Below are 22,443 nucleotides of genomic sequence, written 5' to 3' on the forward strand. Positions count from 1 at the left end.
GAAACAATCAGAGCTTCATGTCAGTCACTTGATCCGGAGATGAAACTTACGTCACCGTTCTGTGACACTCCCCCGACGATCTAGGCATCGCTGCCGTGGATCTCCTCCATCATCGCCAGCCCCTTCTTGCGCAGCATTGCCTCCGGGTCCGGCAATTTGCCTCGGAAAGCCCGATAGGCGTCCTCCGGGTCGATCGAACCGCCGACGGAATAGATGTTATCCTTCAATTTTTTGGCCATCGTCGCGTCAAAGGCATCGCCAGCTTCCTCGAAAGCCGCGAACGCATCCGCATCGAGGACTTCCGACCACATGTATGAATAATATCCTGCCGAATAGCCGCCGGCGAAGATGTGCTGGAAATGCGGCGTGGCGTGCCGCATCACGATCGAACGCGGCATGCCGATCTCCTTTAAGACCTCCTCCTGTACGGCCATAGGATCATCGGCTGAGGTCCGGGTGTGAAACGCCATGTCGACCAGGGCAGACGATGTGAACTCCACGGTGTTGAAGCCCGCGTTGAAGGTGCGGGCTGCCAGGACCTTGTCGAGGAGTGTCTTCGGCATTGGTTGGCCGGTCTCGTAATGGACCGCATAACGCGTCAGGATTTCCGGCACCGTCAGCCAATGTTCGTAAAGTTGCGAGGGCAATTCAACGAAGTCCCGGGAAACGCCGGTGCCAGCGACCGAGGGATAGGTGACATTCGAAAGCATCCCGTGCAGTGCGTGGCCGAATTCGTGAAACAACGTGCGCGCGTCGTCGAGCGAAAGCAGCGCCGGCTTACCCTCCGCGGGCTTCGCGAAGTTGCACACATTGTAGATGATAGGCATTTCGCCGGTCGTGCCGTCTTTCAGCGTCAGCCTGTGCTGCGAGCGGAAAGCACTCATCCACGCGCCCGACCGCTTGGAGGAACGGGCGAAATAGTCGCCGAGGAAGAGCGCGACCAGCGTCCCGCTCCGGTCGCGGATCTCGAAGACGCGGACGTCCGGGTGGTAGGCAGGAATTCCCTTCTTTTCGACTGCGATGATGCCGAAGAGCCGGCCGGCTACATCGAAGCAAGCATCGATGATCTTCTCGAGCTGGAGATATGGTTTCAGCTCGGCTTCCGAGAAATCGAACTTCTGCGCTCTGATCTTTTCGGCGTAATGGCGCCAATCCCACGGCATGACCTCATGGTTACGGCCTTCGGCGGCAATTAGCCGAGCGATGTCCGCCTCCTCTTCTGCCGCGCGCCGGACGGCCTTTTCCCAGACGGTCATCAGAAGATGATTCACGGCACTCGCCGTCTTCGCCATCGTATTGTCCAGCTTGAACTCCGCGAAGTTGGCATAACCGAGCAGGCCGGCCAGCTCCTGCCGAAGCGAGAGCGTCTCGCTCACGATGCCACGGTTGTCGGTTTCACCCTTGTTCATGCCACGAGCGGTCCAGGCCCTGAAGGCCTGCTCGCGCAGGTCCCGCCTTTCGGAGAAAGTTAGGAACGGCTCGATGATCGAGCGTGAGAGCGTAACAGCATATTTGCCCTCGGCGCCGCGTTCACGCGCGGCTGCGGCCATCGCGTCCTTGAGGAAATCCGGCAGCCCAGAAAGCTCCGCATCGGAGGACAAGATCAACGACCAGTTCTTCTCGTCAGCGAGCACGTTCTGGCCGAACCTTGCGCCCAGACCCGCCAGTCGTTCGTTGATCTCGGCGAGACGCTGCTGCTGCGGTTCGGCGAGCAAGGCACCGGATTTCACAAAACCTTTCCAATGACGCTCGAGGACACGCATCTCCTCGACTGAGAGGTCGAGTTCCTCACGCTGCTGCCAAAGCGAGTCAATTCGTGCAAAAAGCGCCGCGTTCATTCCGATCTTCGAATAGTGGCGCGACAGCTTCGGCGCGATTTGCCGCTCCAGCGCCTGAATCGTCTCATTGGTGTGGGCGCCGGCACGGTTCCAGAACAGCGCCGAAATTCGCGACAGGCTTTCACCGGCGATCTCCAGTGCCGTGACGGTGTTTACAAAGGTCGGTGGCTCCGGATTGCCTGCGATCGCCTCGATTTCTGCGTCGTGCTCCAAGAACGCCGCCTCGAAGGCCGGCGCGAAATCGTTGTCGGACACCGCGTCGAACCGGGGCAATCCCTGGAAACCATTCCATTCGGTGAGTGCGGTATTGAGCGAAGAAGCTGGAGCCATCTCGTATTCCCTTCATCTGGTCGCGGCCGACCGCTGCGTTGCACATTTCCTACCGATATGGGGCGGCGAACGCTGCCTTGGCAAGGACCGGCAAGGCAAAACCGGAACGGTCTACGGTTCTTCAAAGCCACGGCACGAATCCGACCCTGGGTCGCCGATAGGCCTCTCGTCAAATTTGGACGGGTGACCTATGGTCCGCCCACCTGCACCGCACGAATTCTTCGCGGCGCGCCTGCCAGGCGGACTTGAACATCAGACATTGCAGCCTTCGTGTTGGCCCGCACCGTCGGCGCCCTCTACGCCCAGTCGACGATGCTGCCCTTCATCCTGATCAAGAGCGTCGGTCTGAACCCGGCCGAATTCGGAGTTGGAATGCTGATGCAGACCGGCTCTTCCTTTTTCGGATCTGTCGCACTGCGGATTCTCTCGCCTTGTCTTGGCGAGCGACGAGCGCTTTTGACCGGCCTGACGCTTGCCGGAACCGGAGGTGCTTGCATTGCCGTTTCGGTGGCAATTGTCGAACCGACGTTCCTTTCCATCATGATGCCGGTCGCGATTTGCGGCTTCGGGATGGCATCCGTCATCCCCTACATCACCACGGCGGGTCTGCAGCCGCATCCGGCGATTGCCGGCTCTGCCGCGGCCCTGATCGGTTTCGTACAGATGGGATCCGGCTTTCTCGGCGGCGCTGATCGGCGATCTGCTGCGCGCATTCGGCATCGTCATTCCGGCGATGGAGCTCATCGCCATCCTCGCCTACGTAGCTTTCGCCAAGCCAACCGGCGAATGACATAAGAAAGCCTGCCGCGCGCGCGGCAGGCTCCTCACAAATCGTGACTGATCAATTGCCGAGGTTGCGCTTTGCGAGTGTGCGCAGACGCAAGGCATTGAGCTTGATGAAGCCGGCAGCGTCCTTCTGGTCGTAGGCGCCCTGGTCGTCCTCGAAGGTGACGAGCTTGTCGGAATAGAGCGACTTTTCGCTCTCGCGCCCGATCACCATGACATTGCCCTTGTAGAGCTTCAGGGTCACCTCGCCCTCGACATCCTTCTGGCTGAGGTCGATGGCCGCCTGCAGCATCTGGCGTTCCGGCGAGAACCAGAAGCCGTAATAGATGAGCTCGGCGTAGCGGGGCATGAGCTCGTCCTTGAGATGAGCAGCACCGCGGTCGAGGGTGATGGACTCGATCGCGCGATGAGCTGCCAGCAGGATCGTGCCGCCGGGCGTTTCGTAGACACCGCGGCTCTTCATGCCGACGAAGCGGTTTTCGACGAGGTCGATGCGGCCGATGCCGTTGTCGCGGCCGTAATCGTTGAGCTTCGCGAGGATCGTCGCCGGGCTCATGCGCACGCCGTTGATCGAGACCGCATCCCCTTTCTCAAAGCCGATCTTGATGATCGTCGGCTTGTCCGGGGCGGCCTCCGGCGAAATGGTGCGCATGTGGACATATTCGGGCGCCTCGACCGCCGGGTCTTCCAGCACCTTGCCCTCGGAGGAGGAGTGCAGAAGGTTTGCGTCGACGGAGAAGGGCGCCTCGCCCTTCTTGTCCTTGGCAACCGGGATCTGGTGCTGCTCGGCGAATTCGAGCAGGTCGGTGCGCGACTTGAAGGCCCAGTCGCGCCACGGCGCGATGATCTTGATGTCGGGGTTGAGCGCGTAGGCCGACAGCTCGAAGCGGACCTGGTCGTTGCCCTTGCCGGTGGCGCCATGAGCGATCGCGTCGGCGCCGGTCTGGCGGGCGATGTCGACGAGGTGCTTGGAGATCAGCGGCCGGGCGATCGAGGTGCCGAGCAGGTAGACGCCTTCATAGACCGCATTGGCGCGGAACATGGGGAAGACGAAGTCGCGGACAAATTCTTCGCGCACGTCCTCGATGAAGATCTCCTTGATGCCGAGCATCTCGGCCTTCTTGCGTGCGGGCTCGAGTTCCTCACCCTGACCGAGGTCGGCCGTGAAGGTAACGACCTCGGCGCCGAGCTCGGTCTGCAGCCATTTCAGGATGATGGAAGTATCGAGACCGCCGGAATAGGCGAGGACGACCTTCTTGACGTCTTTTGGGAGTGCCATGTTGAGTTCCACTTGTATCGGGTAGCGGTGAGCGGAGTGCGCGTTTGGCGGCACTTTTAGCGAGATTATCGCCGGGTGCAAGGGGAAGCGTGCCGAGGTGAACTGCCGGCGTCAGACCGAATACGCGGCAAATTGCAGATTTGACCTTCCAGCCGCCATGGGCCATATCACCTCTTCACCCGATGAGCTGAGGAGAATTGCATGACAAGACTTCACCCGGCATTCAAAAAGGGGAATCTCGCTGTGATCACCGGCGGGGCATCCGGCATCGGCCTGGCCGCTGCGAAGCACTTCGCGCGCCTCGGCATGTGCGTCGTGATCGCCGATCTGGTCGGCGAGCGGCTGGCGGAAGCCGAGGCCGCAGTCGCCTCGCTCTCGCCGAGCGGTGCGACCGACGTGGTTGCGATTCCGACGGACGTGTCGAAGCGGGAGGAGCTAGAGGCGCTGGAGCGTACCGTGGTTCAGCGTTTCGGCCGCGTCCACGTGCTGATGAACAATGCCGGCATACAGCCAGGCAGCGCCATCTTCGGGCCGCAGGCCAACTGGGAGAATGTACTTGCCGTCAACCTGATGGGTGTTGTCAACGGCAGCCGCACCTTCGGCCCCGGCATGATTTCCCACGGAGAACCGGCGCTTGTCATCAACACCGGCTCGAAGCAGGGCATCACCACGCCGCCGGGCGATCCCGCCTACAACGTCTCCAAGGCCGGCGTAAAGGTGTTCACCGAGGCATTGCAGCACGAGTTGCGAAACACGCCGGACTGCCGGGTCTCGGCCCATCTGCTGATTCCCGGCTTCGTCTTCACTGCGCTGACGGCACAGGGACGAACCGAAAAGCCGGCCGGCGCCTGGACGCCGGAACAGACGGTGGACTTCATGATGGAACGTCTTTCGGACGGAGACTTCTACATTCTATGCCCGGACAATGAAGTTGATCGCCGCACCGATGAAATACGCATGCTCTGGGCGACCGGAGACATCGTGGAGAACCGCCCGCCGCTCTCCCGCTGGCATGCGGACTACGCCGACAGTTTCAAGGCCCATCTCGTCGAGAAGCAAAGCTGATTGGCAAGCCGCAAGGAGCCCGATATGGATGACGCCTGTGCGTCGCCCGTTCCGGGCTTCTTTCGTTGCGGACATTTCCCATGGATTTCATTCCCAGCTTGCCCACCATTCTTGCCTTTAGCCTCGCGATATTCCTGCTCGCCATTACCCCCGGACCCGACATGACGCTCTGGATCAGCCGCTCGCTGCGCGACGGTCGCGCAACCGGGTTGATGACGCTTGCCGGCACGAGCTTCGGTATCTCTATCCACACCATGCTGGTCGCCTTCGGCATTTCGGCCTTGATTGTCGCCTCGCCCACCGCCTTCACCCTGCTCAAGACGGGCGGCGCGGCCTATCTTCTCTGGCTGGCGATCCAGGCCGTTCGCCACGGCTCCAATTTCGTCGTACGGGCCGATGGCGAGCGGCAGGTTTCGCCCACGAAGGCCTTCCTCAACGGCCTCTGGGTCAACCTCTTGAACCCCAAGGTCATTATCTTCTTCATGACCTTCCTGCCGCAATTCGTCAGCGCCAGCGACCCGAACGTGACCGGCAAGCTGCTCTTCCTCGGCATCTGGTCGATCATTCTCTCCCTTCCGATCGGTCTTGCCATCATATTCATGGCTGACGTTCTGTCGTCCTGGCTGCAGACGAACCGCAGGATCCTGCGCGCCATCGACTACACCTTCGCCGGCGTCTTCTCGATCTTCGCCATCAAGATCCTGTTCACGCAGGCCCGCTGATCAACAGGCTCGAATAGAAAAAGGCGCCAAGCCCCCGCGGGGATGGCGCCTTTTTCATGCCTCGTCACGACCGGCTCAGCCGATCAGCCGATCAACAGTTCGTCGTCATCCAGCGTCTGGCCGCGAATGCGGCGGAACATGTCGATCAGATCCTCGACCTGCAGGTCCTTTCGATTGTCGCCGGCCACGTCGAGGACGATCTCGCCGGCATGCAACATGATCGTGCGGGTACCGAAATCGAGTGCCTGACGCATCGAATGGGTCACCATCAGGGTCGTCAGCTTGCGTTCCGAAACGATCGACTGGGTGAGGTTCATGATGAACTCCGCCATGCCCGGATCGAGCGCGGCCGTATGCTCGTCGAGCAGCAGCACCTCGGATCCGGCGAGCGTCGCCATGACCAGCGATACGGCCTGACGCTGGCCGCCGGACAAGAGGTCCATGCGGTCCGCCATACGGTTTTCCAGGCCGAGATTGAGAGAGGCGATGCGGTCGCGGAATTCGCCGCGGCGTGAGCCGCCGAGTGCAGACACGAGCCCGCGCCGCTTGCCGCGCATCGAGGCGAGCGCGAGGTTCTCCTCAATGCTCAGTGCGCCGCAACTGCCGGCAAGCGGATCCTGGAAGACGCGCGCGACAAGGCCGGCGCGCGTCGCCGTTGTCTTGCGCGACACATCGGTCTTACCGATGGTCACGCGGCCGGACGTCGGCAGAACGTCGCCGGCGAGTACGCCGAGCAGGGTCGACTTCCCGGCGCCGTTGGAGCCGATGACGGTGACGAAGGAGCCGGTCTCGATGGTGAGATTGACGTCCTTCAGCGCCTGCTTCTGCAGCGGCGTGCCGCGACCGAACACGACTTCGATGTTTTCGAGTGCGATCATGCCGATGCTCCTCCACGGCGCAGTCTCGGAAGGACGAGCGCGACAGCAACGAGAACGGCGGTGACGAAATTCAGGTCAGAGGCCTTCAGGCCGAGCACGTCACTCGACAGCGCGAGCTGGATCGCCAGGCGGTAGGCGATCGAGCCGAAGACGCAGCCGATGAGCGCGATCAGCAGGCCGCGCTTGCCAAACAGCGTTTCGCCGATGATGACGGCGGCCAGCCCCACGACGATCGTACCGACGCCCGAGGTGACGTCGGCAAAGCCGTTGGTCTGGGCGAACAGGGCGCCGCCCAGTGCCACCAGCGCATTGGAAAGGGCGATGCCGAGATAGATCTGGTTGTCGGTCTGTACCCCTTGCGCCCGCGCCATGCGCGCATTGGCTCCGGTCGCCCGCATTGCGAGCCCCGCATCGCTTTCGAGGTAGCGCCAAACGAGGAAGACAACGGCGACCACCAGCAGGAAGACGAAGAGCGGGCGCACCAGATATTCGGGAATACCCTGGCCATAGAACGGCGTCAGCATCGTATCCTGGTTGAGCAGCGCAACATTCGGCTTGCCCATCACGCGCAGGTTCACCGAGAACAGCGCGATCATCGTCAGGATCGAGGCCAGCAGATTGAGGATCTTGAACCGGACATTGAGAACGGAGGTCACGAGGCCGGCAGCGGATCCGGCAATCATAGCAATGGCTGTTGCAGCCCAGGCATTGAGCCCCGCGATGATGAGAACGGCTGCGACAGCGGCGCCGAGCGGGAAGGAACCGTCGACGGTCAGGTCGGGGAAGTCGAGGACGCGGAAGGCAAGATAGACGCCGATCGCCACGAAGGCGAAGACCAGACCCAGCTCGACGGCACCCCAGAAGGCGATTTGGCTCACGGTGGATAAGTCCTTGAAGGCCACGCACAGCCGGTTGCCACGGCCCTGTGCGCAGGCAGTTGGCGGGGCCGCGCGAACACGGCCCCGGTTGTCGAAGATTACTCGATCGTCTTGGTGGCGCGGCTGGTGATGCTTTCCGGGAAAGTCACACCCATCTTGGCCGCAGCCTTCTTGTTGATCACGAGGTCGGTGCCGGCTGCGACGCGGACAGGAATATCGCCCGGCTTTTCGCCCTTGAGGACACGGGCGACGATCGCGCCGGTCTGCTTGCCGACGTCGAAATAGTTGAAGCCGATCGCTGCTAGCGCACCGCGATTCACCGAGTCGGTATCGCCGGCAAAGAGCGGGATCTTTGCTTCCTCGGCGACGCCGACGGCTGCCTCGAATGCCGAGACGATCGTGTTGTCTGTCGGCACGTAGATCACGTCTGCGCGGCCGACCAGCGCGCGGGTGGCGCCCTGCACTTCAGCCGACTTGGTGGCGACGGATTCGACGACGGTCAGCCCTGCCTTCTCGGCTTCTGCCTTCAAGGCAGCAAGCGTCGAGACAGAGTTGGCTTCGGCGGTGTTGTAGATGAAGCCGATCGACTTGGCGTTCGGAGTGATCTCCTTGATCAGCGCGATATGGTCGGCCACCGGCGACATGTCGGAAAGGCCCGTGACATTGCCGCCCGGCTTTTCCATGTCCTTGATCAATTCGGCGCCGAGCGGGTCGGACACGGCAGTGAACACCACGGGAATGTCGCGGGTCGCGGAAACGACGGCCTGGGCGGATGGGGTCGAGATCGGAACGATGACGGTCGGGGCATCGCCGACGAACTGGCGAGCGATCTGCGCGGCCGTGCCCGGATTGCCCTGGGCCGACTCGTAGACGAACTTCAGGTTCTCGCCTTCTTTATAGCCGGCTTCCGCCAGGGCTGCCTTGACACCGTCACGCGCGGCGTCGAGCGCCGGGTGTTCGACGATGGCGGTGACGGCGACCGTAACCTCTTCGGCCTTGGCCGGCAAGATCAGGGCGGTGGCAGCGAAAAGGGCAAGTAGGGTGGCGCGCATGAATTCCTCCGTTAACTGAGATTACACTGATGGTCTTAGGTAACGTTACGCCGGAAATCAATTCATGACCCGATACAGTGCCGATGAATTCTAGTGAAACGTCTTCGCCAGCCAAAAAAGACTCAGTCGTCTTCGCCGTGACCGACGATCATCATCGCCTCGAAGGCCAGGCGATCGGTCTTGCGCATGCGCTCCGATTCCGATTTCAGCTGGCCGCAGGCAGCGAGGATGTCCCGACCACGCGGGGTGCGGATCGGCGAAGCATAGCCGGCCTGGTTGATGAAATCGGCGAATCTCTCGATCTGCGCCCAGTCCGAGCACTGGTAGTTGGTGCCCGGCCAGGGGTTGAACGGAATGAGATTGATCTTGGCCGGCACGCCCTTCAGCAACTGGATGAGGCCCTTGGCGTCCTCCAGGCTGTCGTTGACGTCTTTCAGCATCACATATTCGAAGGTGATGCGGCGTGCATTCGAAAGCCCCGGATAGGCCCGGCAGGCCTCGATCAGTTCCTTCAGCGGATATTTCTTGTTGATCGGCACGAGCATGTCACGCAACTCGTCGCGCACCGCATGCAGCGAGATCGCCAGCATGCAGCCGATCTCCTCGCCGGTGCGGTAGATCTCGGGAACCACGCCCGAGGTCGACAGCGTCACGCGTCGCTTGGAAAGCGAAAGGCCATCGCCGTCGGTTGCGATCAGCAGCGCCTTCTTTACTTCCTCGAAATTGTAGAGAGGTTCGCCCATGCCCATCATCACGATATTGGTGATCCTGCGGTCGCTGGAGGGAACCATGGCGCCTTGCGGCACGTCGCGATCCGGGAAATCGCCAAGCCGGTCACGGGCGAGCAGCAATTGCGAGAGGATTTCCTCGGCCGTCAGGTTGCGCACCAGGCGCTGGGTGCCGGTGTGGCAGAAGGAGCAGGTCAGCGTGCAGCCGACCTGGCTCGATATGCAGAGCGTCCCGCGACCTTCTTCGGGAATATAAACGGTTTCCACCTCGACCGGGCGGCCGGCGCCGCGCGGCGGATAGCGCAGCAGCCATTTGCGGGTGCCGTCGTTCGACACCTGCTCTTCCACGATCTCCGGCCGGGCGATGGTGAAATTGGCCTTCAGCATTTCGCGCATGTCCTTGGCGACGTTGCTCATGGCGTCGAAATCAGAGATCCCGCGGACATAGATCCAGTTCCAGATCTGCGCGACACGCATCTTGATCTGCTTCTCGGGGACACCCTTGTCGCGCAGCGCCGCAGCAAGCTGCTCCCGGTCGAGGCCGATCAGCGACGGCTTGCCGGAGACAGTGTCCTGCAGCGGCGCGAGCGCCATCTTGGGTTTGCCTGAAATCACAGCGTCAAGAGAAGCCATACCGTTTCACCTCACGCACCACGCCTCACCCGCGATCTTGTCGTTACGGGCGTGCCGGTCGTTAGTTCCTGTAGAGTTCCACCGGAGGAATTGGATTTTATCCGGACCATATAGGTTTTCCGGCGGCCCTTTACCACCAAACGGGGACGGCGTCATCCGGAATGTGGACGCAGCGTCGACGGCAGCCAAAAACGCTAAGTGACGGGACGACGTAAGTCGCCCCGTCACGTGCGGACTGTTATGTGCGTGCCGCGCCGAGTTACTTGCAGGCCTCGATCTTGCTGAGCGCTGCGGAAATGCCGGAGAGCGAATAAGTGTAGGACGTCGGCGTGCCGCGGGCGGATGTCGCCTTCACGGTCATGGAGGAGCCGCCCTTCATCGCCGCGACCAGGGCAGGTTCCTCCGCGGCATTCTCGACCCAGGCCGCCTTGTCCTTCGTGAACATCACGAAGTTCTTGTTGTCGATGGTGACGTTCACCTTCGAGCCGTCCTTCAGCTTGTAGCCCATCATCGCCTGCGGCTCGTAGGAGATATTCTGGCCGGGACGCTGCGAGACAATGAAGAATATGTCGCCGTGATCGACGGCCGGAGGTTCTTTCGCCGTCGGAACCGAAAGCACATAGCATACCGTTCCGCCGTTCGACTTGTAGGAATACGCCCCCCATGCCTTGAATTGCTCGATGCGGGTCGGCGCCTGAGCAGCGGCTGTCCCGTAGCCTGCTAGCACGATTGCCAATGCGGTTGCGATACGTCTTACAAACATGTTGTCCTGCCGCTTACGTTTCCGTCCAAGACCCGACCGCGCGCCGAGCCATCATCTTAAAACCTGATTCAGTTTGACTTAATTTAGGTTACCAAACCGTCAACAAGGCATCCGATCTCGTCGCCGAAGGCAGCATTTCAGCCGATCAGACCGATTTTTGATCGCTAACGTCATCTGACGTTGCGCACCACCCCAGCAGCCTGATCAGAACAGAACAAATCCGGCGAGAGTTTGTCCTTTCCCGGCAGCGGCACGGTCGACATAGTGACATCGCTTCCGCACGGATTGTCGCTGCGTCCGTCACCGGGCGGCAACGCCGGGCTCGTAGGCGAGCGCACGATCCGCCGCCTCGTAGTGGTGCTCCCGGATATGGCTGTTGATCAACGCAAACGCTGTCGTCAAGACTGCGATATCATCGGTGAAGCCGACGAGCGCCAGCACGTCGGGCACCGTATCAAAAGGAAGCACGAAATAGCCGAGCGCCGCCAGCAGGATGCCGCGCACGCGCAACGGCGTCTGTCGATCGGTCGCACAGTAGTACGCGGCAACGACGTCGCGTCCGAAGGGCAGTTGGCGTATGGCCTTGCGCATTGTCGGCCAGAACCTCGCCCGAACAGTCTTCTCCTGTCGCTCCTGGGTCTCTTCATCCCCGGGCAGCAGAATCTCACCGAACTTGATCTCGTCCATGGTTCGTCCTCGCATTCCGTCACGATATGGGAAAACGGAAGCGGAATTCAATTGCCCTCGCCACAGCGGCTCATGACTTGCCGACGGCAATCCGCCAGCAAGAGACCAGCCATGCTCTCATTGCCCGGATCTCTACGACGGCGGAGACGCCGGCCTCCGGGTCGTCTACAGCATGCTCTTCGCCGACTGCGAGTCCCTGCTCGCAAAGCTTGCAGCCGGACGGGCCTCGTGAAGCGGGAACACCTCCTCGGTCAGGTAGGGTCCGCCTCCGACCGATTCTTTCGACGAGAGGAGAACAAAACGCGGAACGAGGAAGGGCCCGGTGTGGAAATCACCCCGACCGGAGAGATAGTGAACGACGTCGTCGACCCTTGAAGACTTGAGCCGTGCCAGCGTGACGTGCGGGCTGAACTTTCTGGGGTCTGGCGGCAAGCCGATACGCTGGCAGATGCGTTCGATTTCGGCCTGAAGCGCGTACATTTCCGGCGCCGGCGAAACGCCGGCCCAAACCGAATGCGGCTTCTTCGAGCCGAAGGAACCGATGCCGCTCAAACTGAGGAGAAATTCGGGGCGATCGATCCGGTCCAACCGGTCGACGATCTCGTCAGCCGTCCGCCCGTCGACGTCCCCGATGAAGCGCAAGGTGATGTGGTAGTTCTCCACGTCGATCCAGCGAGCTCCGGGAAGTCCGCCACGTAACAGGGAAAGACTGAGAGCCGCATTACGCGGAATTTCGAGGGCAGTGAATAATCTCGGCATAGCGAGCTCCCCGAATCTCTTGCAGATAACAATAGCGAATCACGCAATGTCGATCCGCGCAACCCCCTAATTTGTAGCGGAGGAGATGCGGTCGAGAAAGCGCTCCGCGGCCGGCAGCATCCGCTGGGCGATGACGGCAATCCCTTTCGCGTTGGGGTGCATTCCGTCCTCGATCTTCAGATCGGCCTCAGTCACCACGCCGTCGAGGATGAAGGGATAGAATTCCAGCCCGTATTTTTCGGCCAACCGTTTGTAGATCGGATTGAATCTGTGCTGATAATCCGTTCCCATGTTGGGCGGAGCCATCATGCCGATGAGAAGAACCTCGATGCCTCGTCCGCGCAGCCGTTTGATGATCTCCTCGAGATTCCTCTCGGTCTCCTCCGGCGCTATGCCGCGCAGGGCGTCGTTGGCACCAAGCTCGAGCATGACGCCGTCGGTCCCGTCGGGCACTGACCAATCCACGCGCGCCAGCCCCGCAGCGGACGTGTCACCGGACACGCCGGCGTTCGTAATGACGATCTGGCGGTTGACAGCAGCCAAGGCCTTTTCGAGCTGCGCGGGAAGTGCGTCTTCCGGAGGCAATTGATAGCCGGCCATGAGGCTGTCGCCAAGACCGACGATCTGAACCGGGCCGCCATCCTCCGCCTCGACCGGGCCGGGCATCAGCGTGACAACGAATGCCAGAGCGGCAAAAAGGGGGATCGCTGCTTTAAATCTCATATTGCCTTCCCTAAATTGACCAGAGCCCGCGGCAGAACGGCAGACCGGTCCTGCAGGTGATACTCAACATATAGGGCGAGCGCGCGTGGGAAAAACAATCATCGAAGTGAAGAAGGCTGACCTGACGCTCGGACGCGCGGCGGCGGCAGTCCACGTGCTGAAGGGAATCGACCTCACCATCGACCGCGGCGAGGCAGTTGGGATCGTCGGCCCATCAGGATCGGGAAAATCGACGCTTCTCATGGTGCTGGCCGGGCTCGAGCGGCTCGATCGGGGTGAAATCTTCATCAATGGTGCGGCGCTGCATGATTTGAACGAGGATGCGCTGGCGGATTTCCGCGGCCGCAACATAGGCATCGTCTTTCAGTCCTTTCACCTGATCGCCAACATGACCGCTCTCGAAAATGTCGCAGTGCCGCTCGAACTCGCGAACGTCAGCAATGCGTTTGAGATCGCCCGCCGCGAGCTTCAGGCGGTCGGTCTCGGCGAGCGGCTGAACCACTATCCGGGACAACTCTCGGGCGGAGAACAGCAGCGTGTCGCCATAGCGAGGGCGCTCGCACCTTCTCCAGCCTTATTGATCGCCGATGAACCGACGGGCAACCTCGATACGGAGACTGGCCGCCAGATCGCCGATCTTCTCTTCGCCCAACAGGCCGAGCGCACCATGACGTTGCTGCTGGTCACGCACGATCCACAGCTGGCCGCGCGTTGTTCACGGCAGGTCAAGGTGATGTCGGGTACGATCGTCGAGGACCGCCTGTACAGCGAACGACATGATGAGCGGCTGCCGGCATGAAAGCCTTTCTTCCGCGGCTTCGCGTGGCTTTCAGGATAGCGGTCCGCGAGTTGCGCGGCGGGTTGCGCGGCTTCTACATCTTTCTCGCCTGCATCGCGCTGGGCACGGGGGCGATTGCGGCCGTCAATTCGGTTTCCACGGCAATTACGGACGCCATCGCCTCGCAAGGCCAGGCCCTGCTTGCCGGCGATGTGCGCTTTGAACTGAACAACCGCGAAGCCACGCCTGAGGAGCGACGCTTTCTGGACGAATTCGGAACTCTTGCGGTGTCGACCGTCCTGCGCTCGATGGCCCGCCTGCCGGATGGCTCGGACCAGTCGCTGGTTGAAGTGAAGGCGGTAGATCAACGCTATCCGCTCTATGGTATCTTTGTCGCCGATCCGCCGCAGTCCCTTTCTGACGCGTTCGCAGAGAAAGGCGGCGCTTTCGGGGCGCTCGCCGCACCGCTCCTGCTGGAACGTCTCGGCCTTGCCGCCGGCGACGAGCTTCTCGTCGGAAAAGTCCGCTTCTACATCGCAGGCATAATCGCGAACGAGCCGGACGCCATTTCCGACGGAATGGGATTTGCTCCTCGTCTGCTGACGAGTCTCGACGGTCTCAGGGCCTCCGGCCTCGTCGAGACGGGCAGTCTGGTCGAACATGCCTACAAGGTCCGGCTCCGCGATCCGCAGCTCTCTCCCGCCGATTTGCGCGAAAAGGCCCAGACGACACTGCCGAATGCCGGATGGTCCATCCGCACCAGCGATCGCGCAGCGCCGGCGTTGAGCGAGAATATCGCACGCTTTTCGCAGTTCCTCACGCTCGTCGGCCTGACGGCCCTGATCGTCGGAGGCGTCGGCGTTGCCAATGCCGTTCGCGCATTCCTCGACAGCAAGCGCGTGGTGATCGCCACCCTGAAGTGTCTCGGGGCCCCCGCGACTGTGGTCGTGTTGGTGTATTTCATCCAGATCGCCATCATCGCGACCCTCGGCATCGTCGGCGGGATCGTCATCGGGATCGTGGCGCCGATCGTCGCAGCACAGTATCTCGCGCAGATGCTGCCGATCCCCCTCGTGCCGGCGCTCTACCCGGGTGCGCTGGCGCTTGCGTCGCTGTTCGGCATGCTTGTCACGCTCGCCTTTTCGGTCCTGCCTCTGGGGCACGTCCGCGAGATACCGGCAACCGCTCTCTTTCGGGAGCAGGGCCTGGAGGCCGGCGGCTGGCCCTCGCGCGCCTACATTCTTGCAGCCGCGTTCCTGTTTGTCGCGCTCGCAGCGTTGGCGATCGGTGTCTCGGACGATCGCTGGATCGCAACCCTCTTTCTGGTTTCGATGGCCGTCGGCTTCATCGTCCTGCGTTTCGTCGCAGTCCTGATCGCACTGGCGGCGCGACGCGCCCCGCGCCCGTCGTCTGCAGCCCTGCGTCTGGCGATCGGAAATATCTATCGTCCGGGCGCGCTCACGCCTTCCGTGGTTCTTTCCCTCGGGCTCGGCCTCACGCTCCTTGTGGCGCTCGCACTCGTCGACGGCAACCTGCGCCGGGAACTGACCAGCAGTCTGCCAGAACGGGCGCCGAACTTCTTCTTCGTCGACATCCAGAAGACAGAGCTTGACGGCTTCCGTACTCTCCTCGCCAACGGATCACCGGCAGGCAAGATCGAAGAAGTACCGATGTTGCGTGGCCGCATTCTCGCCTTCAACGGTACCGACGTATCCAAGATGGAGGTACCGTCAGCCGGACGCTGGGTGCTTCGCGGCGATCGCGGCATCACTTATGCGGATACGTTACCCGCAAATGCAAAAGTCACCGCCGGCGAATGGTGGCCGGCGGACTACACCGGCGAGCCTCTGGTCTCGTTCTCCGCGGAGGAGGCGGCGCAGCTCGGGCTGAAGATCGGGGACACGGTGACGGTCAACGTCCTTGGACGAAGCATCACGGCCCGGATCGCCAATTTCCGCAAAGTCGACTGGGAATCGCTGTCGATCAACTTCGTGATGATCTTCTCCCCGAATACCTTTGCCGGCGCGCCACACACGTGGTTGGCGACGCTCACATTGCCGAACGCGACGAGCGCGGAGGAGGCCGCTGTCCTGAAAGCGGTAACCCGCGCATATCCGACCATCACAAGCGTCAGGGTCAAGGACGCACTCGACGTCGTGCAACGTCTGGTCGGGCAGTTGGCAACCGCGATCCGGGCGGCGGCGGGAATTGCGCTTGTCACCTCGGTCCTTGTTCTGTCGGGGGCGCTGGCCGCGGGCAACCGCGCGCGGACTCACGACGCCGTCATATTGAAAACCCTCGGTGCCACGCGCGGCCTGTTGATCCGCGCCTTTACCTACGAATACCTCCTACTCGGCGCCACCACGGCTGCTTTTGCGCTTGCAGGCGGCGGCGCGGCGGCCTGGTACGTCACCGCGCGAATCATGAATCTGACGTCTTCGTTCCTGCCCGCGGTGGCCCTGACGACGCTCGCGCTTTCGCTTCTGATTACGGTCGGTGTCGGGCTCGCGGGCACCTGGCGGATACTCGGACAGAAGGCGGCTCCCGTGCTGAGAGAGCTCTGAGACCTCCCTCGCCGCGTACCGGCGAATGATGCTCCCGGTTTTTTGAGGGCGCTTGCTCTTGTAGCAAACCCCGGAAAACCTCATATTGTCCACAGGCATGCTGAGCTTCGCAGCGGCGCCTCGGGATCATGACCCGACACCGTATCCATTCCGAAGCTTGAAAAGAGGAAACAATGGCTGAACTTCGTAACTACCAAAGCCGGGCGAGCGGCACCGCTCAATCGGCCACGATGATCGACGAAGGCCTTCGCGCTTATATGCTGAAGGTCTACAACCTGATGGCACTTGGTCTGGCGATCACGGGAGTTGCAGCATATCTGAGCTTCAATCTTGCCGTAGACAACGGTCAACTGACCGCTTTCGGTCAGGCGATCTATGTCAGCGGCCTGAAGTGGGTCGTCATCTTCGCGCCGGTTGCGCTTGTCTTCTTCATGAGCTTCCGCATCCACACGATGAGTGTTGCGGCTGCACAGCTTACCTTCTGGATCTACGCCGCCCTGATGGGGCTGTCGCTCTCCTCGATCTTCCTGATCTACACCGGGCAGAGCATCGTGCAGACCTTCTTCGTGACGGCAGCGTCCTTCGGCGCCCTCTCGCTCTACGGCTATACGACCAAGCGTGATCTCTCCGCTATGGGCTCGTTCCTGATCATGGGCCTGTTCGGCCTCATCATCGCGAGCCTCGTGAACCTGTTCCTGGCTTCGTCGGCGCTCGAGTTCGCGATCTCGATCATCGGCGTACTGATCTTCGCCGGACTCACGGCCTGGGACACCCAGCGGATAAAGGAATCCTATTACGAAGCCGACAGCAACGATACCGCCGGCCGCAAGGCGATCATGGGCGCGCTGCAGCTCTACCTCGACTTCATCAACCTGTTCCTGTTTCTGCTTCGCTTCCTCGGCAACCGCGAGTAACAGCGACATCAGCTGTAACGGACAAGAACCCGCTGGTTACGCCAGCGGGTTTTTCGTTGTCGAACGGGTCTTAAACGCTACCGTTTGTACGGACTGCAGTGCGGGCCTTATCGCCGCGGCGATGCCTTGGCTGAGCCAATACGAGGCGCCGGATCGACGAAGGCACCCGGCTCGTTGACCCGGGCTTCGAGTATCCGCTGCACGACTTCGGTCGCTCCGACGTGCCGGCCTTCCTTGTTGTAGAAGCTTCCCTTGACCTGAATTGTAGCGGCCAAGGCGGCTATGAAATCGTGAAGAAGCTGCTCGTCAACCGGCTCAGGATTGGTCCAGAACGCATCCAGACTTCCTTGATGTGTCAGTCCCGGGATGTCGTACACGGCACAGCCGAGGGCAATCGTCGGCTTCAACTTTCTGATGCTGTGAATACCAACCGTCGAATTGACTACGACGGTCCCAGACGCCTGCCGGAGGATCGCGTCGAGATTACCCTGTTCGATGAACATGACCCGTTCGGAGACACCGTATTTTTCAGCGGTCCGCGCGATCCTCTTGCCCCATCGCTCCAGTCCGTTGTCGAGCGGATGCTGTTTGAATACGAGGGAGTGACCGACGGCCGCATGTGCCGCGAACGACGCGATAACCTCGTCGAGCATCTCCTCCAGATGTCGATAGGGGGAGTTCGCGCGGATCTGATAGTCGCTCTGCAGCTGAAGGGCGACGATGAAGAAAGGCACATGACCGTTCTCGAAGAGCTCGGGCGGCGTCGTGCGAGGTCGATGTATCCACCGCACGAGCCAGGGCAGGTAATCGACCAGCGCCGAATAGTACTTGTCCGCCGCGTAGAGAGGAAAGAAGGCACGACCGAAAAACGCCGTGAGGTTATAGAGGACCTCGTTGAACGCCTCCTGCCCGAAGGTGTGCGGATAGCGGACATGAAGATCTGGCACATTGATCTTTTCCGCGATTGCTCTAACCGCGGCAGGATCATTGGGGAAATGGGAGAGATGGCCCATCCCGTCACGCTCGAGCGTGATCCAGTCGGGTCTTAGGTAACCAAATTCCACCGCATGACAGCGGACACCGAGCCTCGCCCCGACTTCACAAGCAATCTTGTGATAGGGCAACTGGTCCGCATAATAGAGAATATCGGTGATTTTTTCCCGCCGGATCAGCTCTTCGAGAAAGCCGGGCCAATGCTGCAACGAGCGGCGATAGTTGATCGCACCCCGCTTCAGCCAATAGACTTGGTCACCGAGCGAAAAGTTGACACGATGTGTCGGCACGCCCGCCTGCTCGAAGGCCTCGGCCAGCTCTCGCCAAAAAACTGAAGGGGGCCCCTGAAGGAATAAAACGACAGGCCCATTAACCGACCGCTGCATCAGACGGCAGGTCCGAGGCTGGAAATATGCGAGACCATTACATCTTATCCGCTAACACCGAGCTTTTGTCGCTCTCGTTAGGTGACTATAAGAGGCCGGTCAAGGACGAACAAGTTTGCAGGTCGGGATCATGCGCCGTTTGACACTCCTTATTTTGCAGGGGCCCGCCTCGCCGTTCCTCAAGGAAGTCGCGAGACAAGCGGAGAGCGCCGGCGCGAAAGTCTTCAAGATTAATTTCTGCCTGGGAGACGCCGTCTTCTGGTGGCCGCGAAACGCCGACTGGTTTACCAGCCAGAGCGAGGATTGGCCCGTTTTCCTTCGTAACTATCTTCGTCGTAACGGCATCACCGACATCTTGATGCTTGGAGACGGCCGCCCGAAACACGCCGCCGCAGTGGAGATCGCACGCGAGGCGGGTGTCAGGGCCCACATCCTGGAACACGGCTATCTTCGTCCTGACTGGCTCACCATCGAGCCGGAAGGCATGTCCGGACGCTCCTGGTTTCCGCGCGACGCCGCCACGCTGCGCGCACTCGCGGATGATGTTCCAGCCGTCGACATGCGGAGCCACTTCAGGAGCAGTTTTCTCACCTACGCGCTCTGTGATCTTGCCTACCACGTGCCCAATGTCCTCCTGGGCTGGCTCCTTCATCCCCATTACCGGACGCACGGCCCCGTTCAGCCGGCGGTGGAATACGCCGGCTGGATCAGAAAGGGACTGACCTCCCGCCGTCGGCGTACCCATGCACAGGAAGTGCAACGGATCTATCTGCCGAAGGAAACGTCGCCACCTCGGTACTTCCTGTTTCCGCTCCAACTGCCGGGGGACTACCAGATCCGCATCCATGCCCCGTTCGGCGACCATTTCGAGATCGTAGCCGCAACGATCGCGTCTTTCGCGCGTGAGGCGCCACTTGAAACAAGGCTGCTGTTCAAGATCCATCCGATCGATAACGGACTAAGCGGATGGGCCGGCGTCATCGCCAGAGAAGCCGGGCGTTATGGCGTCGAGAAACGCGTCGACCTCATTGATGGCGGTGACCTCGACAAGCTGATTTCCAGAGCAACCGGAATTGTGACGGTCAATTCGACCGTCGGCCTTTCGGCTGTTATGGCAGGCAAGCCGGTGATCACACTCGGTGCCGCGATCTACGACATAGCCGGTATCACGCATCAGGATAGCCTCGCGAGCTTCTGGAGGGCACCGCAAACGCCGCAACCGGGAATGCCTGAGGTACTTGCAAAAGCACTGGTCGCGACGACCCAGGTTCGCGGCGGCTTTCTTGGTGCGGAAGCAATCGCCATCGGAGCGCGCAACGTCGTGGAGCGCATCCTCGCCCCCTCCTCCGCACTTGAGCGGCCAGTTGCAGTCGTCAATGGCTACCGTTACCAGCCGGAGCTGGAACAGGCGCCGGTCACCGCAGCCTGATGCGCTTGCGCTCGAACCACCAGTAGACGAACGGACGTACAACCGAGCCGAAGCGGCCAAGGAGGAAGATGGTCGCGGTGAAATAGACGGTGCGCTCATTTCGGTCGAGCGCCCGGACAATTCTGGACGCTACGGCCTCGGCAGTCCAGGCACCGCCGGCTTTCATCATGGCCGCCGCCTGTGCCGGGCGAACCTGCAGTTCTGCGGCGAGCTGCGGCGTATCGGTGTCCGGGGGGAAACAAATCGAGACGTCGATCCCGTGAGCTGTCGCCTCCAGACGCAACGCCTCGACGAACGCCATGAGGGCGGACTTTGAAGCACAATAGGCGGCATAACCGAAGATGCCGATGAGCGCGGCACCGGAGGACACCACCAGTATCTTGCCCCGCCCTCGCGCCTTCATCCCGGCATAGACGGCCCGCACTGCATTCACCGCCCCAACCAGGTTCGTGTCGATTTGCCGACGAAAGTCCTGCGCCTCTTGCAGATGGAACTCTGCCGGCGCAACGACGCCCGCCGACGCCACCAAGATATCGCACGCACCGTGCATCGCCTCTGCCGCCGCGATCACACTCTCGAGCTGGATTTCGTCGGCAACGTCCGCCTGTCCGAGCTGAATGCGCCCCTGAGAACAACCGGTTTCGCCACACAGACGATCGCGGGCACCGGTCAGCCGACCGGGATCTCGCCCGATAAGGGTCACGGCAGCGCCCTGCTGCAAATAGCAGCGCGCGACAGCGAGCCCTATCCCGCTCGATCCGCCTGTGACGATGACATGAACCATCGGCTCTTCGATCCCTCAAAGGCCAACCACACATACGGCGCCGCCGCGTGCTGGTGCCTCAGCTCTTGCCGAGCCTCGCCATCAACTGGCCGACATCCACGGACGCGAGCCCGAAGTTCTGCTGCTTCAGCTTTTCGAGAATTGTCGCCGTGAGATCGACCGCACGGCAGATCTGTTCTTCGGTATGCGCACTTGTGATGAAGAAGCGCAGCCGAGCCAGCCCTTCAGGAACCGCCGGGTGAATGATCGGCAGAACATTCACACCTGCTTGATACAACTCGTTCGACAATTGCACGGCACGAAGCGAGTCGGCCACCAGAACCGGCACGACGGAGTAGCCCTGACTCAGCCCCGTATCGAGTCCGCGCTGCCGGGCCAATTCGAGGAACAGCTGGCTGTTTCGCCGAAGGTCCTGTGTTCGCTGCGGTTCAGCCCTCAGCACTCCGAGGCTGGCGATGGCCGCACCTGCGAGAACCGGTGCCAGACCGACGCTATAGACGAAGCCGCCAGCTTGGGCCTTCAGGAGGGTAACCAGGGCCTCGCTTCCCGCGATATAGCCGCCGCAGCTGCATGTAGTCTTCGAAAGCGTTCCCATCCAGATGTCGACAGAGGTCGGATCAACGCCGTAATGCTCAAAAACGCCCCGACCGTTGTCCCCGAGCACGCCGAGCGAATGCGCTTCGTCGAGCATCAGCCAGAAGCCGTATTGCTCCTTGAGACGGAGAAGCCCGGGAAGGTCCGCGATGTCACCGTCCATCGAGTAGACGCCTTCGGCGATCACCAGTATCCGCTCATACTGGTCGGCGAGAGACTTGAGTACGCGCTCCAGATCGGCAACATCATTGTGTTTGAAGAAGCGACGAGTAGCCCCCGAGAGTTTGACACCGGCCAACCCGCTATTGTGCATGAACTCGTCGTGGATCACCAGATCGCGCGGGCCCATGAGGCAGCTGATAGCCGCCACGTTGGTGAGGTAGCCACTGACGAAGCAAATCGCGGCCTCCGAACCGTAGTTCTCGGCAATGGCCGATTCCAGCTCGTGGTGGATCGTGCGCTCTCCGGCCACAAGCCGGCTCGCAGATGCCGAGATGCCGAACTGCCGGATAGAACGTTCGCCCGCACCGAGCACATCCGGATGCCGGTTCAAACCGAGGTAATCGTAAGAGGCAAAATTGTCGAGGGTGCGTCCGTCGATGGTTGCAGTTGCCCCGCTTGCGCCCTCGTGAGCCCGATAGAACGGGTTCTCCATCCCAAGATACTCGCTGGCACGCTGCTGCATGACCACCTGCTTGTACTCGGGCAGATCGCCAAATCCCGGCTGCTTACGACGAGGCAGCGAATTGAGGGCTTGTTCCGTTCGAAAAACTCGCCCCTGATCCACGTTTTTCTGCAGGCCCTTCATCCTATTCAGGATATTCTGCCGCTTGCTTTCGTCCATAAGTCCATAACTCCAGGCACCCGACCGCTGGTCGGC

The 22,443-nt window shown here is 61.2% G+C and carries 20 protein-coding genes; 6 read left to right on the forward strand and 14 right to left on the reverse strand.

Annotated features, from left to right (window positions below):
* Positions 1-80: 80 nt before the first annotated feature.
* From ACM6UT_RS10195 to ACM6UT_RS10205, 3 genes are all read right to left on the reverse strand, one after another.
* The gene (locus ACM6UT_RS10195) at positions 81-2,168 is read right to left on the reverse strand and encodes a M3 family metallopeptidase (protein WP_416797224.1); all 2,088 of its coding nucleotides are present in this window, start codon (positions 2,166-2,168) and stop codon (positions 81-83) included.
* A 252-nt stretch (positions 2,169-2,420) separates the two neighbouring features.
* The gene (locus ACM6UT_RS10200) at positions 2,421-2,912 is read right to left on the reverse strand and encodes a hypothetical protein (RefSeq protein WP_416797225.1); all 492 of its coding nucleotides are present in this window, start codon (positions 2,910-2,912) and stop codon (positions 2,421-2,423) included.
* A 97-nt stretch (positions 2,913-3,009) separates the two neighbouring features.
* Positions 3,010-4,233: an argininosuccinate synthase gene (locus tag ACM6UT_RS10205; RefSeq protein ID WP_416797226.1), complete on the reverse strand. Its 1,224-nt coding sequence runs from the start codon at positions 4,231-4,233 to the stop codon at positions 3,010-3,012.
* A 201-nt stretch (positions 4,234-4,434) separates the two neighbouring features.
* Here ACM6UT_RS10205 and ACM6UT_RS10210 point away from each other — a divergent pair, with 201 nt between their 5' ends.
* Both ACM6UT_RS10210 and ACM6UT_RS10215 read left to right on the forward strand, forming a co-directional pair.
* On the forward strand, positions 4,435-5,298 hold the full coding sequence (locus tag ACM6UT_RS10210; protein WP_416797227.1) for an SDR family NAD(P)-dependent oxidoreductase: 864 nt from the start codon (positions 4,435-4,437) through the stop codon (positions 5,296-5,298).
* Between the two features lie 80 nt (positions 5,299-5,378).
* Positions 5,379-6,020, forward strand: coding sequence for a LysE family translocator (locus tag ACM6UT_RS10215; RefSeq protein WP_416797228.1), 642 nt, complete (start codon positions 5,379-5,381; stop codon positions 6,018-6,020).
* An 83-nt stretch (positions 6,021-6,103) separates the two neighbouring features.
* Here ACM6UT_RS10215 and ACM6UT_RS10220 read toward each other — a convergent pair whose 3' ends face one another.
* The 8 genes from ACM6UT_RS10220 to ACM6UT_RS10255 all read right to left on the reverse strand — a co-directional run bounded on the left by ACM6UT_RS10220 (position 6,104) and on the right by ACM6UT_RS10255 (position 13,121).
* Entirely contained in the window at positions 6,104-6,898 is a 795-nt protein-coding gene (locus ACM6UT_RS10220) for an ABC transporter ATP-binding protein (protein WP_416797229.1), read from the reverse strand.
* Complete coding sequence (locus tag ACM6UT_RS10225) at positions 6,895-7,776, reverse strand: ABC transporter permease (protein WP_416797230.1); 882 nt, start codon at positions 7,774-7,776, stop codon at positions 6,895-6,897. Before ACM6UT_RS10225 ends, ACM6UT_RS10220 begins: the two co-directional genes overlap by 4 nt.
* A 98-nt stretch (positions 7,777-7,874) precedes the next feature.
* A complete protein-coding gene (locus ACM6UT_RS10230) occupies positions 7,875-8,828 on the reverse strand; it encodes an ABC transporter substrate-binding protein (protein WP_416797231.1) in 954 nt (317 codons plus the stop codon).
* Positions 8,829-8,950: 122 nt separating this feature from the next.
* Positions 8,951-10,150 carry a dual-specificity RNA methyltransferase RlmN gene (gene rlmN, locus ACM6UT_RS10235; RefSeq protein ID WP_416797329.1) on the reverse strand — a complete coding sequence of 400 codons (1,200 nt, stop codon included), beginning with the start codon at positions 10,148-10,150 and terminating at the stop codon, positions 8,951-8,953.
* A gap of 298 nt (positions 10,151-10,448) precedes the next feature.
* Positions 10,449-10,952: an invasion associated locus B family protein gene (locus tag ACM6UT_RS10240; RefSeq protein WP_416797232.1), complete on the reverse strand. Its 504-nt coding sequence runs from the start codon at positions 10,950-10,952 to the stop codon at positions 10,449-10,451.
* 300 nt (positions 10,953-11,252) lie between these two features.
* Positions 11,253-11,639 (reverse strand): YkvA family protein, encoded by a 387-nt coding sequence (locus ACM6UT_RS10245; RefSeq protein WP_416797233.1) that lies wholly within the window; start codon positions 11,637-11,639, stop codon positions 11,253-11,255.
* A 165-nt stretch (positions 11,640-11,804) separates the two neighbouring features.
* Entirely contained in the window at positions 11,805-12,398 is a 594-nt protein-coding gene (gene thpR / locus ACM6UT_RS10250; protein ID WP_416797234.1) for an RNA 2',3'-cyclic phosphodiesterase, read from the reverse strand.
* A 66-nt stretch (positions 12,399-12,464) separates the two neighbouring features.
* A complete protein-coding gene (locus ACM6UT_RS10255) occupies positions 12,465-13,121 on the reverse strand; it encodes an arylesterase (RefSeq protein ID WP_416797235.1) in 657 nt (218 codons plus the stop codon).
* A gap of 85 nt (positions 13,122-13,206) precedes the next feature.
* Here ACM6UT_RS10255 and ACM6UT_RS10260 point away from each other — a divergent pair, with 85 nt between their 5' ends.
* The 3 genes from ACM6UT_RS10260 to ACM6UT_RS10270 all read left to right on the forward strand — a co-directional run bounded on the left by ACM6UT_RS10260 (position 13,207) and on the right by ACM6UT_RS10270 (position 17,377).
* Positions 13,207-13,920 (forward strand): ABC transporter ATP-binding protein, encoded by a 714-nt coding sequence (locus ACM6UT_RS10260; protein ID WP_416797236.1) that lies wholly within the window; start codon positions 13,207-13,209, stop codon positions 13,918-13,920.
* Entirely contained in the window at positions 13,917-16,463 is a 2,547-nt protein-coding gene (locus tag ACM6UT_RS10265; RefSeq protein WP_416797237.1) for an ABC transporter permease, read from the forward strand. The genes ACM6UT_RS10260 and ACM6UT_RS10265 overlap by 4 nt, the downstream gene beginning before the upstream one ends.
* A 173-nt stretch (positions 16,464-16,636) precedes the next feature.
* Entirely contained in the window at positions 16,637-17,377 is a 741-nt protein-coding gene (locus tag ACM6UT_RS10270) for a Bax inhibitor-1/YccA family protein (protein ID WP_416797238.1), read from the forward strand.
* A gap of 107 nt (positions 17,378-17,484) precedes the next feature.
* Here the strand turns inward: ACM6UT_RS10270 and ACM6UT_RS10275 are convergent, their stop codons facing one another.
* Positions 17,485-18,756, reverse strand: coding sequence for a capsule biosynthesis protein (locus ACM6UT_RS10275; RefSeq protein ID WP_416797239.1), 1,272 nt, complete (start codon positions 18,754-18,756; stop codon positions 17,485-17,487).
* A 130-nt stretch (positions 18,757-18,886) separates the two neighbouring features.
* Between ACM6UT_RS10275 and ACM6UT_RS10280 the strand changes: the two genes are divergently transcribed.
* Entirely contained in the window at positions 18,887-20,185 is a 1,299-nt protein-coding gene (locus tag ACM6UT_RS10280) for a capsule biosynthesis protein (RefSeq protein WP_416797240.1), read from the forward strand.
* Here the strand turns inward: ACM6UT_RS10280 and ACM6UT_RS10285 are convergent.
* Positions 20,172-20,969 (reverse strand): SDR family oxidoreductase, encoded by a 798-nt coding sequence (locus ACM6UT_RS10285; RefSeq protein ID WP_416797241.1) that lies wholly within the window; start codon positions 20,967-20,969, stop codon positions 20,172-20,174. The genes ACM6UT_RS10280 and ACM6UT_RS10285 overlap by 14 nt on opposite strands.
* 58 nt (positions 20,970-21,027) lie before the next feature.
* Positions 21,028-22,407, reverse strand: a complete 1,380-nt coding sequence (locus ACM6UT_RS10290) for an aminotransferase class I/II-fold pyridoxal phosphate-dependent enzyme (protein WP_416797242.1) — start codon at positions 22,405-22,407, stop codon at positions 21,028-21,030.
* Positions 22,408-22,443: the final 36 nt, after the last annotated feature.

This window comes from Ciceribacter azotifigens, assembly GCF_048159625.1.
Classification (GTDB): domain Bacteria; phylum Pseudomonadota; class Alphaproteobacteria; order Rhizobiales; family Rhizobiaceae; genus Allorhizobium; species Allorhizobium azotifigens.

Excerpts from the sequence above, each read along its gene's own strand:
- ACM6UT_RS10195 (WP_416797224.1), bottom strand. The coding sequence starts at position 2,168 with ATGGCTCCAGCTTCTTCGCTCAATACCGCACTCACCGAATGGAATGGT.
- ACM6UT_RS10200 (WP_416797225.1), bottom strand. The coding sequence starts at position 2,912 with ATGAGCTCCATCGCCGGAATGACGATGCCGAATGCGCGCAGCAGATCG.
- ACM6UT_RS10205 (WP_416797226.1), bottom strand. The coding sequence starts at position 4,233 with ATGGCACTCCCAAAAGACGTCAAGAAGGTCGTCCTCGCCTATTCCGGC.
- ACM6UT_RS10210 (WP_416797227.1), top strand. The coding sequence starts at position 4,435 with ATGACAAGACTTCACCCGGCATTCAAAAAGGGGAATCTCGCTGTGATC.
- ACM6UT_RS10215 (WP_416797228.1), top strand. The coding sequence starts at position 5,379 with ATGGATTTCATTCCCAGCTTGCCCACCATTCTTGCCTTTAGCCTCGCG.
- ACM6UT_RS10220 (WP_416797229.1), bottom strand. The coding sequence starts at position 6,898 with ATGATCGCACTCGAAAACATCGAAGTCGTGTTCGGTCGCGGCACGCCG.
- ACM6UT_RS10230 (WP_416797231.1), bottom strand. The coding sequence starts at position 8,828 with ATGCGCGCCACCCTACTTGCCCTTTTCGCTGCCACCGCCCTGATCTTG.
- rlmN (WP_416797329.1), bottom strand. The coding sequence starts at position 10,150 with ATGGCGCTCGCGCCGCTGCAGGACACTGTCTCCGGCAAGCCGTCGCTG.
- ACM6UT_RS10240 (WP_416797232.1), bottom strand. The coding sequence starts at position 10,952 with ATGTTTGTAAGACGTATCGCAACCGCATTGGCAATCGTGCTAGCAGGC.
- ACM6UT_RS10245 (WP_416797233.1), bottom strand. The coding sequence starts at position 11,639 with ATGGACGAGATCAAGTTCGGTGAGATTCTGCTGCCCGGGGATGAAGAG.
- thpR (WP_416797234.1), bottom strand. The coding sequence starts at position 12,398 with ATGCCGAGATTATTCACTGCCCTCGAAATTCCGCGTAATGCGGCTCTC.
- ACM6UT_RS10255 (WP_416797235.1), bottom strand. The coding sequence starts at position 13,121 with ATGAGATTTAAAGCAGCGATCCCCCTTTTTGCCGCTCTGGCATTCGTT.
- ACM6UT_RS10265 (WP_416797237.1), top strand. The coding sequence starts at position 13,917 with ATGAAAGCCTTTCTTCCGCGGCTTCGCGTGGCTTTCAGGATAGCGGTC.
- ACM6UT_RS10270 (WP_416797238.1), top strand. The coding sequence starts at position 16,637 with ATGGCTGAACTTCGTAACTACCAAAGCCGGGCGAGCGGCACCGCTCAA.
- ACM6UT_RS10275 (WP_416797239.1), bottom strand. The coding sequence starts at position 18,756 with ATGCAGCGGTCGGTTAATGGGCCTGTCGTTTTATTCCTTCAGGGGCCC.
- ACM6UT_RS10280 (WP_416797240.1), top strand. The coding sequence starts at position 18,887 with ATGCGCCGTTTGACACTCCTTATTTTGCAGGGGCCCGCCTCGCCGTTC.
- ACM6UT_RS10285 (WP_416797241.1), bottom strand. The coding sequence starts at position 20,969 with ATGGTTCATGTCATCGTCACAGGCGGATCGAGCGGGATAGGGCTCGCT.
- ACM6UT_RS10290 (WP_416797242.1), bottom strand. The coding sequence starts at position 22,407 with ATGGACGAAAGCAAGCGGCAGAATATCCTGAATAGGATGAAGGGCCTG.